Origin of the sequence: Paracoccus aerodenitrificans, from assembly GCF_027913215.1 — a bacterium.
GTDB classification, from domain to species: domain Bacteria; phylum Pseudomonadota; class Alphaproteobacteria; order Rhodobacterales; family Rhodobacteraceae; genus Paracoccus; species Paracoccus aerodenitrificans.
In genome coordinates this window covers 3,105,325-3,122,256 of the sequence record NZ_CP115784.1, presented here as the reverse complement: position 1 = coordinate 3,122,256, position 16,932 = coordinate 3,105,325, and the positions used below count along the sequence as shown (strand labels likewise).

The following is a 16,932-nucleotide window of genomic DNA, read 5'->3' as shown; positions in this document are numbered from 1 at the left end:
AATCGGCGGGCCTGATAGTGTGCCGGGCAGTTTCATGTCCCCTGAAGGGATCAGCCGCCGAAATCGTCCAGCATGATATCCTCGCGGTCCACACCCAGATCCAGCAGCATATTGATGACCGACTGGTTCATGATCGGCGGGCCGCACATGTAATATTCGCAATCCTCGGGTGCCGGGTGGTTCTTGAGGTATTCCTCATAAAGGACATTATGGATGAAACCGGTATAGCCCTTCCAGTCATCCTCTGGCAGCGCGTCCGACAGGGCGACATGCCAGGTGAAATTGGGGAATTCCGCGGCGAGTTCATCGAAATCCTCGACGAAGAACATCTCGCGTTTTGACCGTGCGCCATACCAGAAGGTGATCTTCCGGTCCTTGTTCTTCAGCCGCTTGAGCTGGTCGAAGATATGGCTGCGCATCGGCGCCATACCCGCACCACCGCCGACAAAGATCATTTCCTTGTCGGTGTCTCGGGCGAAAAACTCACCGAACGGGCCAGAGATGGTCACCTTGTCGCCCGGTTTCAGGTTGAAGATATAGGACGACATCTTGCCCGGCGGAATGCCGTTCGATCCCGGCGGCGGAGACGCCACGCGGACATTCAGCATGATGATGCCCTTTTCCTCGGGGTAGTTCGCCATCGAATAGGCCCGCTCGATCGGTTCGGCGACGACCGATTCATATTGCCACAGATTGAACTTGTCCCAGTCCTCGCGATATTCGTCGGCGACGTCGAAATCCTTATAGCTCAGCTTATGGGCCGGAGCCTCGATCTGGATATAGCCGCCGGCGCGGAAATCGACATTCTCCCCCTCGGGCAGTTCCAGAACCAGAGCCTTGATGAAGGTCGCGACATTGTCGTTCGACCGCACCGTGCATTCCCATTTTTTGACGCCGAACACCTCTTCCGGGACGACGATCTGCATGTCCTGCTTGACCGCGACCTGACAGGACAGGCGGTCGCCCTCGGCCGCTTCGCGCTTGGTGATATGGCTTTCCTCGGTCGGCAGGATAGAGCCACCGCCGGACAGGACCTTGACCCGGCATTGCGCACAGGTGCCACCGCCGCCGCAGGCCGAGGACACGAACAGCTTCTGCGACGCCAGCGTTTGCAGAAGCTTACCGCCTGCCGGGACGGAAATCGTCTTTTCGCCGTTGATCGTGATATCGACATTGCCGCTGGAAACCAGTTTCGACCGCGCAAGCAGAATGATCGTGACCAATGCCAGCACGATCACCGTGAACAATGCGACGCCAAGCGTGAAGGTTTGCATGGCTGCGCTCTCCCGTTACAGATTCACGCCGGAGAAGGACATGAATGCCATTGCCATCAATCCGGCCGTAATAAAGGTAATTCCAAGACCCTGAAGCCCGTCGGGGATATCGGAATATTTCAGCTTTTCGCGTACCCCCGCCATCGCGGCAATCGCAAGCGCCCAACCGAAGCCGGATGATACGCCATAGACCGCCGATTCCGCGAAGCTGTAATCCCGCTCGACCATGAACAGCGAGCCGCCAAGGATGGCGCAGTTCACCGTGATCAGGGGCAGGAAGATGCCAAGCGCGTTGTAAAGCGGCGGGAAATACTTATCGAGGATCATTTCGAGGATCTGCACCATCGCCGCGATCACGCCGATATAGCAGATCAGCCCCAGAAAGGTCAGATCGACATCCGGAAAGCCTGCCCATGCAAGTGCGCCGGGCTTCAGCAGGACATTCAGCAGCAGGTTATTGGTCGGCACGGTGATCGCCTGAACGATCACCACCGAGATACCCAGACCGATTGCGGTCGAAATCTTCTTCGAGACGGCAAGAAAGGTGCACATCCCCAGAAAGAAGGCCAGAGCCATATTCTCGACAAAAATGGCCCGGACAGCGAGAGAGAGAAGCCCTTCCATCAATGCGCCTCGACCGTCTGGATGCGAAATTCACGTTCCTCGACCTGTTCCGGCTTCCATGTGCGGAAAGCCCAGATCAGCAGGCCGATCACGAAGAAGGCCGAGGGCGGCAGCAGCAGAAGCCCGTTCGGGACATACCATCCGCCATTATTCACCGTCGGCATGATGGTGACGCCGAACAGGCTGCCAGAACCGAAAAGCTCGCGGATGAAACCAACCAGCATCAGGATCAGCCCGTATCCCAACCCGTTGCCTACCCCGTCGATGAAGCTTGCGATGGGCGGGTTTTTCATGGCGAATGCCTCGGCCCGGCCCATCACGATGCAGTTGGTGATGATCAGGCCGACAAAGACCGACAGGGTTTTCGAGATTTCGAACGCATAGGCTTTCAGGACCTGATCGACCAGAATCACGAGGCTGGCGATAATGACCATCTGGACGATGATCCGGATCGAGCCGGGGATCTGGTTGCGCAGCATCGAGATGAACATCGACGAGAACGACGTCACCGCCGTCACCGCAATCGCCATCACCATCGCCACCTGAAGCGATGAGGTCACCGCAAGCGCGGAGCAGATCCCCAGCACCTGCAATGTGATCGGATTATTGTCGACCAGCGGATCGACCAGCAATTCCTTGCGTGTCTGGCTCATTCGATCTCTCCTGCCCTCAGTTTTTCAAGGAAGGGTTCGAAGCCCTGCTCACCCATCCAGAATTTGACCAGATTATCGACCCCGCGCGAAGTCAGCGTCGCGCCGGACAGCGCGTCGATATAGTAATCCTGACCTTCGGGCGGTGGTGACTTGGCGACGGTGATCGCGACATCGCCCTCATCGTCATAGATTTTCTTTTCATGCCAGAGCGAACGCCAGCGGGGGTTATCGACCTCTGCACCAAGGCCGGGTGTCTCGGCATGTTCATAGAATTGCAGGCCGTAAACGGTGTTGGCGTCCTCTTCCAAAGCGATGAAGCCATACAGCGTGGACCACAGCCCATAGCCATAGACCGGCAGAATCACCTTGTCCAAAGCGCCCGAACTGTCCCGCAGAAGATAGACAGTCACATAATCCGACTGCCGCCCGATACCGGCGGGGTCGCTTTCCAGCGCATGAGACAGTTCCGGGTCCGCGGCGGCGGCCCTGTCGTCGAAAGTCCGCGCGTCGAATTGATCGGTGAACTCGCCCGTCGCCAGTTCCAGCACATGAGGCTCGAAATCCTCGAACGCCGCGCCGACATCCATGCCTTCCTGATACTGGCCGGCGACCTGAAGGATATTGACCTGCTTGTCGCGCAACTGGTTTTGCGCCTGAATCGGGCGCAGGGCGACAGCCGCCGCAGAGACCACCATCGATGCAAACAGGCACAGCCCGACCGCGACGATCAGCGTCTTGGCGACGGAATCGTTGGGCATGGCCAGAAAGCGCCCGATCGGGCCGCGCGGTTCGGTGTTCTGATCAGACATGACGCTTTGCCCTCCGCCGGATATTGGCCTGCACGACGAAATAGTCGATCAACGGCGCGAAAACATTGCCGAACAGGATCGCCAGCATCATGCCTTCGGGGAAGGCCGGGTTCACGACGCGGATCATCACCACCATGAAACCGATAAGCGCACCGTAGATATAGCGGCCCAGATTGGTATGGCTGGCGGAAACCGGCTCGGTCACCATGAAGACCAGACCGAACGCATAGCCGCCGACGACCAGATGCCAGTACCACGGCATTGCGAACATCGGGTTACTGTCCGACCCGACCAGATTCAGCAGCGAGGAAAACGCGATCATCCCGCCCAGACAGCCGACGACCAGCCGCCAGTTGGCGATTTTCGTGATCAGCAGGAAACACAGCCCCAACAGACATGCGATGGTCGAGGTCTCACCCAAAGAACCCTGAATCGTGCCGATGAACGCATCCATCCATGTCACGCCATTCGCGGCAAGTTGCTGATAGCCCTCTGATGCAGACACGGACAGCGCAGTCGCGCCCGAAAATCCGTCAACCGGCGTCCAGATCGTGTCGCCGGACATATAGGCAGGATAGGCGAAATACAGGAAGGCCCGCCCTACAAGTGCCGGGTTCAGGAAGTTCTTGCCGGTCCCGCCAAAGACCTCTTTGCCGATGACCACGCCGAACGAAATCCCAAGTGCGACCTGCCACAAAGGCACGGCGGGCGGCAGGATCAGCGTGTACAGCATCGAGGTGACAAGGAAGCCCTCATTCACCTCATGGCGCCGGACCGTGGCGAAGATCACCTCCCAGATACCGCCGACCACCAGCGTAACGATATAGATCGGCAGGAAATAGGTCAGCCCGTGCATCATATTGGCGAACGGGTTGGCCGGGTTGAAGCCGATGCCCAGAAATTCCATGATCCCCGCACGCCAGCCCGAGGGACCAAGCGTCTGGATCGCCGTATTCACCTGAAGGCCGGTATTATACAGCCCGAACAGAATGCAGGGGATCGTGGCGATGACCACATAGGTCATGATCCGCTTCATATCGACATAGGACCGCGCATGAGGCGCAGCCGTCGTCACCGTCTTGGGCGTGTAAATGAAACTCTCCACCATCTCATAGACGGGGAAGAATTTTTCCCATTTCCCGCCCTTCAGGAAATGCGGCTCGATCCGGTCAAAGAACCTGCGTAGTCCCAAAGGTCAGCCCTCTTTCTCGATCTTCGTGAGGCAGTCGCGCAGCGCGAGACCATATTCGTATTTCGCCGGACAGGCAAACCCGACAAGGCCGAGATCTTCTTCATCCAGCTCAAGCGCACCAAGCGCCTGTGCGGTATCGGTATCCATGACCAGCAGCGCCCGAAGAAGCTGGGTCGGCAGGAAATCCTGCGGCATAAGCTCTTCGAACGTACCCAGAGGCACCATCGCCCGTCGCCCGCCATTCAGATTGCTGGTCAGCGCATAGATCTTCTTGCTGAAGGCCGAGCCGAGAACGGGCTGGAAGGCATATTTCGACGGCATGGGACGGATCCAGCCCAGAGGGATCTGCTTGTGATCCTCTTCGATCAGCGTCATCTGGCGGGCATAGCGGCCCAGATAACCGGCAGGCCCCTCACCCGCGCGTCCGCTGAGAATCGAGCCAGAGATCATCCGCACTGGAATTTCTGCGGGCAGCTCTTCCGCGGCAAGTTCGGTCATTGACGCACCCGATACCGTCCGGATCAGCCGGGGCCGGGCGCAAAGCGGACCGCTCAGCGCAATGACCCGCGAGGCGTCGATCCTGCCGGTTTCCAGTAGTCGGCCAATGGCGATCACGTCGTGATAGCCGATGGTCCAGACGGTCCGCCCGGCACCCGGAGGCTCCAGAAAATGCATATGCGTCCCGGCAAGCCCGGACGGGTGCGGCCCGGAAAACGCAACCGGCGTCACGCCCGGATGATCCGCGCCGGGAAGATCCTCGCCCGCCTCATGGCAAAGATAGGTCTTGCCGCCGCTTAACGCAGTGATCGCGGCAAGCCCGTCTGCAAATGCCTTGCCCGAATCACGGATGATCTCTGCGGCGTCGCCGCAAAGCGGCTCACTGTCCATCGCGGTGACATAAAGTGCCGCGGGACGCGAATCGGGGTCAGGGATCTTGGAATAGGGCCGGGTCCGGAACGAGGTCCACAGCCCGGAGGCGCAGAGACGTTCTGCCAGCCCCTCAGCCGTGTTCACATTTCCGACATCCGAAAAATCGAGCGGCGCGGCGGCATTTTCGTCGCGCTCGATCTCGACGCTGATCAGGCGGCGGCGTTCGCCCCTGTTGATCGCCCTGACCCTGCCCGAGACAGGCGACACGATCTGAACTTCGGGCAGATCCTTATGGGTCATCACCGGCGCACCGGCGGCAATCACATCGCCTTCCTCAACAGAAAGGCGCGGTTTCAGGCCGATATAATCCTCTCCGAGAATCGCGACGACCGTCACGGCAGGACCATCTTCTATACCGGGTCCCGGCGCACCAAGCACCGGAAGATCCAAACCTTTTCTTAGCTTGAATTGCTGCACGTCTGTCCGTTCCTGCTCGTTCTATTACCTTGCACACCGCCCCTGCGGGAGGAAAAATCGTCTGGACCATCCCGCAAAAACCCTGTTGAATCACGCGACGATGTTGCAAAAAAGCCCAGAATCGACCCGATGGTCAATCAAATAACTGTCTTCCGGAGGCCAATACCGTGGCTAATCTCATGACGTTGTCGCGTCGCAATTTCCTCATCATGCCGCTCGCGCTTGCAGCCTGCAAGGCGAACGCCGCCGTGGTAGAAACCTCGGGCACCACGATGGGGACAGTCTATAACGTGACCGCCATCGACCCGGACGGCAAAGTCAGTCAGCAGGCGCTGCGCAGCGCAATCGACGCCAGCCTGGCCGAGGTGAACGCCCAGATGTCGAACTGGGATGCCGGATCCGAGATTTCGCGCTTCAATGCGCAGCCCGCAGGCACGATGCCGGTTTCCGAAGGTCTGGGCCGGGTCATGTCCGCCGCGCAGGATGTCCATCTTGCCAGCGAAGGCCAGTTCGACGTGGCAATCGGGCCGCTGATCGATTGCTGGGGATTCGGTGCCGGAGTTGCCCGCCACAACGCCCCTTCCGACGCAGAAATCGCTGCGGCGCTTGAAGTATCAGGGCAGGAGCGGACGCTCAGCCTGCAACCGGGCGGGCTGACGAAATCCACGGATCGCGCCGGAGTTTACCTGTCCGGCATCGGCAAGGGTTACGGGGTGGACCGCGTAGCTGCCGCTGTCGAATCGCTTGGCCTGACCGATTACATGATCGAGATCGGCGGCGACCTTTATACCTCGGGGCGCAACGCGCAGGGCATGTCATGGCGTATCGGGATCGAGACCCCGGATGCTGTAGGCCGCTCGGTGCTGAAAGTGGTGAGCGCGTCGAATATGGGCATGGCCACCTCGGGTGATTATCGCAATTATTTTGAGCAGGACGGGGTGCGTTATTCCCATCTGATCGACCCGCAAAACGGCCGGCCGATCACCCATCGCACGGCCTCTGCCTCGGTCATGGCTGAGAATGCGATGCTGGCGGATGCCTGGGCAACGGCCATGCTGATTTTGGGCCGTGAGCGCGGGCTGGAGATCGCGCAGCGGAACAATCTCGCCGTGCTCTTCGTTGAGCGCAACAGCAGCGGCTCCAAGCCGTTCACCATCACCCAAAGCCCGCGCTTCTCTGAATTGCAGGCCTGAGTTCACCCAGGGATCACGTCATGAGTACATTCCTCTTCGCATTTGGCCTGCTGATGCTGGTCATGCTGGGTATGTCTCTGGGCGTGATCTTCATGGGCCGGACGATCAAGGGAAGCTGCGGCGGGCTGAACGCGATTTCCGGTGCGGATCGCTGCATGGTGTGCAGCAAGGAAATCGACCCGGACAGCCCCCTGCGCGAGCGCCTGCAATGCCCTCGCGCCCGGAAAATGCTGGAAAAAGCCGGTATCGAGGATCGCGACGCGGCCTGATATCAGGTCAGCGGGATGAACCCCACCGCCAGCAGGCAAGTCACCGCGATCAGCCCGAACAGCCAGAGTTGCCATGACGGTGCCTCTTCCTTCCAGGCGCGGCGATAACGATACCCCGCCAAGCATGCGGCAACGAAGATCAGCGTGGCAACTGGCGGAGACAGGGTCAGATTGGCCAAGGCGGCGAAAATCCTTGCATGGCGTGGAGGAAGCGTATTCTCATTGTCATAATCGCAGCCAGATATTCAAGCGTGGAGCCCGTTACATGCCCGAATCCTATCAGCCGCCTTTGCGCAAGGACAAGAATCCTGAACAGACTCACAGTCAGAGCGCTGAAACGAATTTATCCATGCAAAAAGCCGTGGTCGTCGATGTATTGAAGCGTAAGGGCGACAAGGTTTTCTCGGTACGTCCACAAGACGGCCTGCAAACCGCCGTCGAATCCCTGCGCGACAACCGGATCGGTGCGCTGATCGTCAGCGATGCGAATGGCGCACTGCTGGGGATCCTCTCCGAGCGCGACATCGTCCGCAAACTTGCAGACGCCCCCGGTCGCACTCTGGGTCACAAGGTCGAGGACATCATGACGACCCGGGTTGAGACCTGCACGCCGGATGATCCTCTGGTCTCGGTTCTGCGTCGGATGACCGAGGGCAGGTTCCGGCATATGCCGGTAATGGACGAGACCGGACTGATCGGCATCGTGACCATCGGCGACGTCGTCAATCACCGGCTGATCGAACTGGAGCATGAGGCATTGCAGCTTAAGCAACTTATTGTCGGGTGATTGGAGGCGTTCTGTTTCACTTGCGTTTCCGGGTGCGGCGTTTTTCCACCCCGCTACGGAACAGCAGGCAGGCCTGAGCTTTACAGATTTACCTTCGCTCGGAATGTTTGATCCAGTAAGTTGATTACAGGCCTGAACTGATCTAGCCTGTGGATATGCAAACCTATCCACCGCAATCCATCGCTCTTAATACTTACGACGCACGGCACCGCAACCTCGCCGCGGTTTTCGAGGCCGTGCGCTCGGCGCCGGGCCGTTCGCGGAAAGAGATCGGGCGCGATATGCCCTTCAGCCTCCAGACCATGACAAATGTCGTGCAGGAATTGCTGGATATGGGCCTGATCGAAGAAGCCGAGCACGCGGGCGGACGAGGACGCGGTTATCCTCAAAGGGGACTGCAGATCATTCCCGATCGTGGCTATGCAATCGGCATGCAGATCCGCTGGAATGCCTGCATCTTCGAACTGGTGGATCTGTCGTTTCAGGTCGTTGACAGTATTTCCTGCCCCATACAGGCCGAAGCCGAGGATGCAGAGGGCTATCTGACAGAGCTTGCCGCCGCACTTGTCGCGTTTCGGGCCGCGCATGGCAGCAAGGATATCTGGGGTATCGGCTTGTCCGGTCCGATGCCGATTGAGCTTCCGAATATTCCTCAGCACGACCTGCACCAGCCGCTCTGGGCGGATCAACGCTGGTTCAACGCATTCTTTCGCAAGGTTCCGGTCGACGCGCTTCGAAAACGGCTTCGTGACGTCAGTGATTTGCCGGTTAGGATGCTGAATAACCCGCAATCCGCGGCGCTTGCGCAGTCGGCGGCACTGCCTGAAAATCTGCGGCTTGCTTATGTTCTGGTGGGTCTGGGTCTCGGCGCTGCCTTCGCGAATGGTAGGCTTATCAGCCGTGATGTCTGGCCGCATGGCGGTGAGATCGGGCATGTCATCTATGGCGGCCGGACGCTAAGTTCGGTCCTGTCGGCTTCGGCCTTGCGTGAATCCTTGCAAATGGACCTGCCGCAAGGCGTCATGGAGGCCGAGCTTGACAGGCTTGCGCGTGAAGAGCCGCATATCTTCACGCCCTGGCTCAACGAAGCCGCGCCGATCCTGCAATTTCTTGTCAATTTCGTCGAAGCGGCAATCTGGCCGGATGGGATCGCTCTGGGCGGCTTCATTCCCGACAAGATCCTGGAACTGCTGATTGCCCGCTCACTGCCTCTGCCCGATTCCGTCGTCATGCGCGAGGGAGACCCTCGCAGGACCGTCCCGCGGCTGTTCTGTGCAACGCGCGGAGCAGCTTCGATTCCCTTTGGCGCAGCGGCAAGCGTTCTCAGCCACCGCGCCAATCCCGACTTTCCCCGATTCCTGGCCGCGCGACGCAGCCCTGACTGAGTCGTGCAAATTTATTGACCGGAACTGACTCCGCTGCTATGATCAATTAAGTTTATCAAATAGCGTGGAGGAGCAGCTATGAAGGAAACTGGGATTGGGAAAGCGGTCTTTGCCGGTCTGCATCGCCGGGACGTGCTGCGCGGAGGTGCCGGACTTGCCGGGTCGTTAATGCTTCTGCCGCAGGCGCTGCGGGCGCAGGACGCACCGAAGCAGGGCGGCACTTTGCGGATCGCCCAATCGGCGGATATTCAGCCGAACAATATCCTTGCCGGACGCGAGGGGAACAACTCCTTCCGCCATAATGTCTTCGATTCGCTGACCGTGCTGGACTCTGAAACAGGTCAGCCCCGCCCGGTTCTTGCAACCGAATGGGAATCCAGCGAGGACGGCAAAAGCTTCGTCATCCGCATCCGCGACGATGTCACCTTCCATTCCGGTCGGGCGATGGATGCCAGCGACGTGATCTTTACGCTGGAACAGGTTCTGGTTCCGGAAAACGCCTCGCAAATGCGGCCTCTGGTGCAGGAATGGACCTCGTTCGAGGCGACCGGCGATTATGAAATCACCATCACCTCGGAAAAGGCAATCGCGCCGCGTGTTTTCGACGTGCTGCAACTGGCCGTCATCGTCGACCGCGAAAGCTTCGAAGGGCTGAAGGATGGCAGTCAGGTCATCGGCACCGGCCCGTTCAAGTTCGCCAATTGGGTGCCCGGAGCCTCGGCACGGTTCGAAAAGAACGAAGATTACTGGGGCGGTGCGCCGAATCTCGATGCTATCGAAATCTCGGTCATCAGCGATCCCACGGCAATGGCCAACGCAATCCGTGGCCGCGTCGATCTGGTTGTCGGGCTGACCCCGCGGGATCAGGTCATGTTCCGGGGCGATCCGAATGTCGAGGTTTTCGAGGGACCCGGCGGCCAGTTCTTCCCGCTTGGGATCGACGTTACGGCAGCGCCTTTCGACAACAAGGCTTTGCGTCAGGCCATCGGCTATGCCATCGACCGCGAGCGGATCATCGAGCAGGTCTTCAGTGGCAGCGGCGAAACCGTCGATGTCTGGTGGCGCTCGAATGCACCCGGCTCTACCGAGGCAATCAACCGGCATTACAGCTATGATCCCGACAAGGCGCGCGAACTGATCGCCGAGGCCGGAGCCGAGGGGATCGACGTTCCGATGAATGTCATCGCTTATGGGCCGGTCCCGGCCATCTACGAGATCGTTCAGAACAACCTTCGGGAAGTCGGGCTGAATCCGACCGGCCAGATCATGGAAACGGCCGCTTTCGACCAGGGCCAGACAGCGGGCGAGCTTGGGCCGGTTTTCATGCAGGTGCATGGGCTTCAGGGCTTTTCGGCAGCAACGTTGGTGGATGCTTTCCCCGCGCTGCGTCCCGGCAATCCGTCGAAATTCGACCCGCCACGCTATCGCGAACTGAAGGACGCACTTCAGGCAGCGCAGGGGGAAGAGGACTTCGCCGCCGCGCTGACCGAGCTGGCAGAGTTCATGCTGGACGAGGCCTTCAGCCATGTTCTGGTAAAAGCCCCGCCGATTCATGCCAAGCAGCCCGCTCTGAGCGGTCTGATCTATGACAATGTCGGCTATCTGCACCTCGGCAGCGCCTGGTTGGGCTGATGCTTGGCTTTCTGGCGAAAAGGCTGCCCTCGGTTGTCCTGATGCTGCTTGTCACCGCGGTGATTGCTTTCTTCCTGCCACGGCTAGGAGGAGGCGATCCCGCGCAGGTGATCGCAGGTCCGGATGCGACCCTCGAACAGGTTCAGGCGGTGCGCGAACAGATGGGGCTGGACCGTCCCATGATCGTGCAGTTCGGCGACTGGTTGGGCAATGTCATGACCGGAGATCTTGGCACCTCGCTGATTTCGAACCGGCCCGTCGCGCAGCTGATCGGTGCGCGGCTGAGCAGCACGCTTGAACTGGCAATCGCGGCATCATTGCTGATGATTGTGCTGGGGATCGGGCTTGGCATTCTGGCCGGTTCCGCCCGCAAGGGGCCGGGCCGTGCGATGATCGACAGTTCGCTCAGTGTACTGCTGGCGACACCGCCTCATGTGACGGGCCTGATCCTGATCCTCGTGCTGGGAATAAGCTGGCAGCTTCTGCCGGTCTCGGGCGAGGTTTCGGTGCTGGACGATCCGCTGACGGGTCTGACTTATCTGATCATGCCCGCCTTCGCGCTTGCCTTGCCGCAGGCCGCGATGATCGCCCGGCTGATTGCCGCGCGGATGGCGCAGGTCCGGCAAGAGGAGTTTGTCGATCTGGCCATCGCCAAGGGCGTCCCGCGCAGACGGATCGTGATCAGCCATATCCTGCGCAACTCGCTTGGCACGGCAGTTATCGCAACGGGCATCCGTATTGGCGAGATCCTTGCCGGGGCCGTCGTGATCGAGGCGATCTTTGCCCGTCAGGGTTTAGGCATGTTCGCCGTTACATCAATCTCATCGCGGGATTACGAGGTCGTTCAGATCATCGTTCTCTTTGCCGTGGTCATCGCTGTGGTGGTGCATTTCATCTCTGAAATCCTGCTGGCGGCACTTGACCCACGTATTCGACTGGACGCGTGATGAATTCAGCAAACGCCATCCAAGGCAAGCCGCGCCGTATCCGGCTTGGCGCCGGCATGGGCCGCTATCTGGCCGCTTTCTCAACCCCACGCGGGATCATTGGCGGCGGTTTGCTGGCGATCCTGATCCTCGCCGCACTGGCCGCACCACTGATCTTTCCCGGCGGCGTCGATCAGCAATCCCGCGACAGCTTTCTGCCGCCGTCAATGGCACATCCATTCGGCACGGATGAGCTGGGACGGGATATTTTCGTGCGCTGCATCTTTGCGCTGCGCATCTCGATCAGTCTCGTTGTGATCGCGGTGCCTGTCGCGCTTGTCATCGGCACGCTGATGGGATTGTCGGGCGCCATATCCAAGTGGCTTGGCGATGCCTGTCAGCGGATCTTCGATATCATCCTTGGATTTCCGAGTCTTGTTCTGGGCATCTGCATCGTCATCGCGATCGGCCCCGGATGGTTGTCCTTGGCCGTGACCATCGTGATCTTTTCGCTTCCTCAGTTCGGGCGTCTCGCACGCGGTGCATTACTGACAGAGCAAGGCAAGGAATATGTACTGGCCGCACGCGTTCTGGGCGTCAGCAAGGGCAAGATCATGACGCGGCATATCCTGCCCAACGCGCTCGATCCGATCCTTGTACAGGCATCATTGTCGATGATTGCCGGGATATTCGTCGAGGCCGCGCTGTCGATTGTCGGACTTGGCATTCAGCCACCGACGCCATCACTGGGAACACTGCTGAATGTAGGCATTCGCTATATCTATGCGCAGCCCATGTACACCGCCGGACCCATCCTGCTGCTGCTGTTGCTGGCGCTTGCTTTCAACCTGATCGCCGATGCGCTGAACGCCACGGTTCTGAAGGAGAGGAGAGACTGATGAGTTCCGAGACCCTTCTTGAAGTCCGCGACCTCGTTGTCAGCTTCGGACAGCCGGGCAAAGAACTGCGTGCGCTCCATAACGTATCGTTTGGCGTGCAGAAAGGCCGCATCCTCGGCATCGTCGGGGAATCCGGATCGGGCAAGTCGCTGACAGCAAAATCGATCATGCGCATGGTCCCGGAAGGCGGCCAGATCGCGCAGGGCGCAATTTCGCTGCAGGGACGTGAGCTGACCACCCTGCCAGAGGAAGAGATGCGGGCGGTGCGGGGACGCGATATCGCAATGGTATTTCAGGACCCGCAAGCCGCGCTGAACCCCGTCAAAACCATAGGGTGGCAGATTGAGGAAGCGCTGATCGTCCACGGTCATCCCAAAGCCAAAGCCCGCGAACGCGCATTGGAACTGCTCCGGCAGGTCGGCATTCCCGATCCGGAAAAGCGGATCGACGAATTTCCGCATGAGTTTTCCGGTGGCATGCGGCAAAGGGTGGTGATTGCCATCGCGCTTGCCAATTCCTCATCCCTGATCATCGCCGATGAGCCGACCACCGCGCTTGATGTGACCATTCAGGCGCAGGTGCTGCGGCTGCTGGTCGATCTTCGCGACAGGCTGGGTGTTACCGTGGTGCTGATCACACATGACATGGGCGTCGTGGCCGAACTTTGCGACGATGTGATCGTCATGTATGGCGGCCGCGTGATCGAACGCGGCACCGTTCCTGATGTTTTCGCGGCACCTCAGCATCCCTATACCCGTGCGCTTCTGCGCTCGATGCCACGGATCGAAGGCCACAAACAATCGCGCCTGCCCGCTATTCCCGGTGCAACACCTGCCCTTGCCAACCTTCCCGGAGGCTGCGCCTTTCATCCGCGCTGTCCGATGGCGGAGGATATTTGTGGGCAGCTATTGCCCGAACTGCAGGTCATTCCCTCGCACCCGGGAATCGAATCCGCCTGCCTGATCGCGCAGCGCGAAGGCGGCTTACCGGATGATCCCGCCCCCAACGAAGAGGCGGATAGCCATGCCGCACATGCAGATCGCCCTGTCGAGCCGATCCTCGAACTCAGGGATCTCCGCGTCGATTTCGGCTCAAAACGTCGTCTGCTGCGCCGCGAACCGCCATTCTTTGCGGTGGACGGTGTCAGCCTGAAGGTCAGGCCGGGTGAGACCGTCGGGCTGGTCGGGGAATCCGGCTGCGGCAAAACCACCGTGTCGCGCGCCGTTGTCGGCATCAACCCTGTTTCCAGCGGGACGATCACAGTCGCAGGCAAGGACGTCACGGATTTTGATGCCGCAGCCACGGGTCATGTCCGGCAGACCGTGCAATATGTCTTTCAAGACCCCTATGCGTCGCTGAACCCGCGCCTGACCATCCGGCAGATCCTCTCGGAAGCACTGGAACAGCGCGGCCTGCCAGCGGCGCAACGCGAGGCCGAATGCCGCCGTCTCATGATGCTGGTCGGGTTGGAGGAAAGCTATCTCGACCGCTATCCGAAAGCGTTCTCGGGAGGTCAGCGTCAGCGTATCGGCATCGCCCGTGCCCTTGCGGTCGAGCCGAAGGTGCTGATCTGCGATGAGCCGGTTTCCGCGCTTGATGTCTCGATTCAGGCGCAGGTCATCAATATCCTTGCCGATCTGCGCGACAAGCTGGATCTGGCGGTGCTGTTCATTGCCCATGATCTTGCCGTCGTCCGGCACCTGTCCGACCGTGTTGCAGTGATGTATCTGGGCCAGATCGTCGAGGAAGGCCCCGCCGAAGAGGTCTATGCCAATCCGCGCCATCCCTATACGGCGGTGCTGATGTCATCGACGCCGCGTCCGGAACCGGACCCCGAGGCGATGAACCGCAAGGCAATCCTGAAAGGCGATCCGCCGAACCCCCGCACTCCGCCATCGGGATGCCGTTTCCGCACACGATGCCCGATCGGCCCGGCAGCGCGGCCCGATCGCCGGATTTGCATGGACACACCGCCATCTCTGGCAGGTCCGCAGGGGCATGTTTCCGCCTGCCATTTCCCGGAAGAGGCCGCACAGGTGGCCATGACAGCCAGCAAGAGGCAAATCGCATGACCCAACGCCCGAATATTCTGTGTCTGGTCAGCGAAGACTGCCCGCCCTGGCTTGGCGCTTACGGCGATCAACATGCAGCGACGCCGAATATCGACCGCCTCGCCCGCGAAGGCATCACTTACGATGCGGCCTTCTGTACCTCGCCTGTCTGTGCGCCCTCGCGCTTCGCAATCCTGACAGGGTGCCACGCCGAAAGTTGCGGCCCGGCTCATCACATGACAGCAAGCGCACATTGGTCGGCCGAGCTTCTGACCTGCCCCGAGGTGCTGCGGGCACAGGGCTATTACTGCACCAACAATTCCAAGACGCATTACAATTGCGATATCGACCCGCATGCGATCTGGCACGAAAGCAGCAGCAAGGCGCATTGGCGCAACCGCCCGGCCGGAGCGCCGTTCATGGCGATTTTCAACACCATGCTGACCCATGAATCCTGCATGTTCGACCAGCATTCCGGTGCCGTAAAGCCGGATGACGTGACCCCGCCCGCCTATCTGCCCGACAGCGAGGCGATGCGGGAGGTCATGGCAAGCTATTACAACCGCATCGCAGAGATGGATCGGTATATGGGCGAACGCCTGCACGAGTTGGAAGAAGACGGCCTGCTCGATGATACGATCATCCTCTATTATTCCGATCATGGCAGCCCGCTGCCACGCTCAAAGCGGTTCTGCTACGATGAGGGGCTGCGCGTGCCGCTGATCGCTCGTATCCCCGCCAAATGGCAGCACCTGTCACCCCATCAAGCAGGATCACGCGTGGCCAGCCCGGTTTCGCTAATCGATCTTTTCCCGACCATCGCGGCCCTCGTCGGGACGGGTGTTCCTGACTCGGTTCAGGGTCAGCCCTTCCTCGGCGCGTCGGTCCAACCGCGGAACTTCGCCTTCTCGGGCCGCAACCGGATGGATGAGCGCAATGACATGGTGCGGACGCTCAGAAGCGCCCGGTTCAGATATATCCGCAATTACGACCCGCACCGGATCTGGGGGCAGCATTATGCCTTTGCGTGGGAGGGTGCCGGCTATCAGGATTATGAGCGACGCTATCTTGCCGGTACTCTGTCACCCGAGCAGAAACGCTTCTGGCAGACGAAACCGGCAGAGGAACTCTATAATCTCGCGGATGATCCGGATGAGGTCCATAATCTTGCCGACGATCCTGCCCACGCAGAAATGCTGATCGCCATGCGGCAGGGATTGGACGATTATCTGATCCGTATCAACGATAACGGCTTCATTCCGGAAGGCATGGCGCCGCAAGGTTGGCATCAAAGTCGTGCGCCCGGTCGATATCCATTGCCGCAAGTCCTGAAGCTGGCCGGACAGGCGATCAGTCGCGACCCGTCCAATCTGGAAAATTTTCTGAAATATCTCACTGACCCAGAACCGGTGCTTCGCTATTGGGCGGCTCAGGGTGTCCTGATGCTTGCCACCGAGGGCCATGATCTGCCGACCGAGGTAAGCAGTATCTTCGAATCCGAACAGGATCTGCATATTCGCATCTCCCTTGCCGAGGCGCTTGGGCAGGCCGATCCCGAACCCCATATCCGCTTCCTGACGCAGATCGTCGCCGGAACCGCCCTGCCCAGGCTGCGCCTTCGTGCGATAGAAGCGCTGACATGGCTGCCGCCGCACCCGCAAATCTCACTGGCAGCCGTTACCGCCGCCGCCAATGATTCCGACGAATATATCCGCGGTGCTGCAGAATATCTGCGCCTGAAACTCACTGACGAATATCGGCCAAACAGCCCGGTTTTCCGCTTCGACATGCCCCTTTCACATGGCCATTCCGGCCTTGAGGTCATTGCTCCAGCACCGAAACATCGTGTGCAGGGCAGCTTGTCGGGAAATGGCATCGGACGTTAGCCAAC

The 16,932-nt window shown here is 59.8% G+C and carries 16 protein-coding genes; 9 read left to right on the top strand and 7 right to left on the bottom strand.

Annotated features, from left to right (window positions below):
• Positions 1–50: 50 nt before the first annotated feature.
• The 6 genes from nqrF to PAE61_RS16550 are packed head-to-tail and all read right to left on the bottom strand — an operon-like array spanning position 51 to position 5,899.
• A complete protein-coding gene (gene nqrF / locus PAE61_RS16575) occupies positions 51–1,274 on the bottom strand; it encodes an NADH:ubiquinone reductase (Na(+)-transporting) subunit F (RefSeq protein ID WP_271113441.1) in 1,224 nt (407 codons plus the stop codon).
• A gap of 15 nt (positions 1,275–1,289) precedes the next feature.
• Entirely contained in the window at positions 1,290–1,898 is a 609-nt protein-coding gene (nqrE, locus tag PAE61_RS16570) for an NADH:ubiquinone reductase (Na(+)-transporting) subunit E (protein ID WP_271113440.1), read from the bottom strand.
• Positions 1,898–2,551, bottom strand: a complete 654-nt coding sequence (locus PAE61_RS16565; RefSeq protein WP_271113439.1) for an NADH:ubiquinone reductase (Na(+)-transporting) subunit D — start codon at positions 2,549–2,551, stop codon at positions 1,898–1,900. Before PAE61_RS16565 ends, nqrE begins: the two co-directional genes overlap by 1 nt.
• Positions 2,548–3,360 carry a Na(+)-translocating NADH-quinone reductase subunit C gene (locus PAE61_RS16560; protein WP_271113438.1) on the bottom strand — a complete coding sequence of 271 codons (813 nt, stop codon included), beginning with the start codon at positions 3,358–3,360 and terminating at the stop codon, positions 2,548–2,550. Before PAE61_RS16560 ends, PAE61_RS16565 begins: the two co-directional genes overlap by 4 nt.
• Positions 3,353–4,552, bottom strand: coding sequence for an NADH:ubiquinone reductase (Na(+)-transporting) subunit B (locus PAE61_RS16555; RefSeq protein WP_271113437.1), 1,200 nt, complete (start codon positions 4,550–4,552; stop codon positions 3,353–3,355). The genes PAE61_RS16560 and PAE61_RS16555 overlap by 8 nt, the downstream gene beginning before the upstream one ends.
• A 3-nt stretch (positions 4,553–4,555) precedes the next feature.
• Positions 4,556–5,899 carry a Na(+)-translocating NADH-quinone reductase subunit A gene (locus PAE61_RS16550; RefSeq protein WP_271113436.1) on the bottom strand — a complete coding sequence of 448 codons (1,344 nt, stop codon included), beginning with the start codon at positions 5,897–5,899 and terminating at the stop codon, positions 4,556–4,558.
• 167 nt (positions 5,900–6,066) lie between these two features.
• Here PAE61_RS16550 and PAE61_RS16545 point away from each other — a divergent pair, with 167 nt between their 5' ends.
• Entirely contained in the window at positions 6,067–7,092 is a 1,026-nt protein-coding gene (locus PAE61_RS16545) for an FAD:protein FMN transferase (protein WP_271113435.1), read from the top strand.
• A gap of 20 nt (positions 7,093–7,112) precedes the next feature.
• Positions 7,113–7,361, top strand: coding sequence for a (Na+)-NQR maturation NqrM (gene nqrM / locus PAE61_RS16540; RefSeq protein ID WP_271113434.1), 249 nt, complete (start codon positions 7,113–7,115; stop codon positions 7,359–7,361).
• A gap of 2 nt (positions 7,362–7,363) precedes the next feature.
• On the opposite strand, the gene PAE61_RS16535 is transcribed toward nqrM, so the two are convergent.
• Positions 7,364–7,540 (bottom strand): hypothetical protein, encoded by a 177-nt coding sequence (locus PAE61_RS16535; RefSeq protein WP_271113433.1) that lies wholly within the window; start codon positions 7,538–7,540, stop codon positions 7,364–7,366.
• Positions 7,541–7,626: 86 nt separating this feature from the next.
• Between PAE61_RS16535 and PAE61_RS16530 the strand changes: the two genes are divergently transcribed.
• The 7 genes from PAE61_RS16530 (at position 7,627) to PAE61_RS16500 (ending at position 16,927) form a co-directional block, all read left to right on the top strand.
• The gene (locus PAE61_RS16530) at positions 7,627–8,148 is read left to right on the top strand and encodes a CBS domain-containing protein (protein ID WP_271113432.1); all 522 of its coding nucleotides are present in this window, start codon (positions 7,627–7,629) and stop codon (positions 8,146–8,148) included.
• Between the two features lie 155 nt (positions 8,149–8,303).
• Complete coding sequence (locus PAE61_RS16525) at positions 8,304–9,533, top strand: hypothetical protein (RefSeq protein ID WP_271113431.1); 1,230 nt, start codon at positions 8,304–8,306, stop codon at positions 9,531–9,533.
• A gap of 78 nt (positions 9,534–9,611) precedes the next feature.
• Complete coding sequence (locus PAE61_RS16520; RefSeq protein ID WP_271113430.1) at positions 9,612–11,165, top strand: ABC transporter substrate-binding protein; 1,554 nt, start codon at positions 9,612–9,614, stop codon at positions 11,163–11,165.
• Positions 11,165–12,112, top strand: a complete 948-nt coding sequence (locus PAE61_RS16515) for an ABC transporter permease (protein WP_271113429.1) — start codon at positions 11,165–11,167, stop codon at positions 12,110–12,112. Before PAE61_RS16520 ends, PAE61_RS16515 begins: the two co-directional genes overlap by 1 nt.
• On the top strand, positions 12,112–12,990 hold the full coding sequence (locus PAE61_RS16510) for an ABC transporter permease (RefSeq protein WP_271113428.1): 879 nt from the start codon (positions 12,112–12,114) through the stop codon (positions 12,988–12,990). The genes PAE61_RS16515 and PAE61_RS16510 overlap by 1 nt, the downstream gene beginning before the upstream one ends.
• Positions 12,990–15,062 carry an ABC transporter ATP-binding protein gene (locus PAE61_RS16505; RefSeq protein ID WP_271113427.1) on the top strand — a complete coding sequence of 691 codons (2,073 nt, stop codon included), beginning with the start codon at positions 12,990–12,992 and terminating at the stop codon, positions 15,060–15,062. The genes PAE61_RS16510 and PAE61_RS16505 overlap by 1 nt, the downstream gene beginning before the upstream one ends.
• Complete coding sequence (locus PAE61_RS16500) at positions 15,059–16,927, top strand: sulfatase-like hydrolase/transferase (protein WP_271113426.1); 1,869 nt, start codon at positions 15,059–15,061, stop codon at positions 16,925–16,927. Before PAE61_RS16505 ends, PAE61_RS16500 begins: the two co-directional genes overlap by 4 nt.
• The last annotated feature ends 5 nt before the right edge of the window (positions 16,928–16,932 follow it).

What these genes read in the sequence shown, in the direction of transcription:
- nqrF (WP_271113441.1), bottom strand. Translation starts at nt 1,274, where the DNA reads ATGCAAACCTTCACGCTTGGCGTCGCATTGTTCACGGTGATCGTGCTG.
- nqrE (WP_271113440.1), bottom strand. Translation starts at nt 1,898, where the DNA reads ATGGAAGGGCTTCTCTCTCTCGCTGTCCGGGCCATTTTTGTCGAGAAT.
- PAE61_RS16565 (WP_271113439.1), bottom strand. Translation starts at nt 2,551, where the DNA reads ATGAGCCAGACACGCAAGGAATTGCTGGTCGATCCGCTGGTCGACAAT.
- PAE61_RS16560 (WP_271113438.1), bottom strand. Translation starts at nt 3,360, where the DNA reads ATGTCTGATCAGAACACCGAACCGCGCGGCCCGATCGGGCGCTTTCTG.
- nqrM (WP_271113434.1), top strand. Translation starts at nt 7,113, where the DNA reads ATGAGTACATTCCTCTTCGCATTTGGCCTGCTGATGCTGGTCATGCTG.
- PAE61_RS16530 (WP_271113432.1), top strand. Translation starts at nt 7,627, where the DNA reads ATGCCCGAATCCTATCAGCCGCCTTTGCGCAAGGACAAGAATCCTGAA.
- PAE61_RS16525 (WP_271113431.1), top strand. Translation starts at nt 8,304, where the DNA reads ATGCAAACCTATCCACCGCAATCCATCGCTCTTAATACTTACGACGCA.
- PAE61_RS16520 (WP_271113430.1), top strand. Translation starts at nt 9,612, where the DNA reads ATGAAGGAAACTGGGATTGGGAAAGCGGTCTTTGCCGGTCTGCATCGC.
- PAE61_RS16515 (WP_271113429.1), top strand. Translation starts at nt 11,165, where the DNA reads ATGCTTGGCTTTCTGGCGAAAAGGCTGCCCTCGGTTGTCCTGATGCTG.
- PAE61_RS16510 (WP_271113428.1), top strand. Translation starts at nt 12,112, where the DNA reads ATGAATTCAGCAAACGCCATCCAAGGCAAGCCGCGCCGTATCCGGCTT.
- PAE61_RS16505 (WP_271113427.1), top strand. Translation starts at nt 12,990, where the DNA reads ATGAGTTCCGAGACCCTTCTTGAAGTCCGCGACCTCGTTGTCAGCTTC.
- PAE61_RS16500 (WP_271113426.1), top strand. Translation starts at nt 15,059, where the DNA reads ATGACCCAACGCCCGAATATTCTGTGTCTGGTCAGCGAAGACTGCCCG.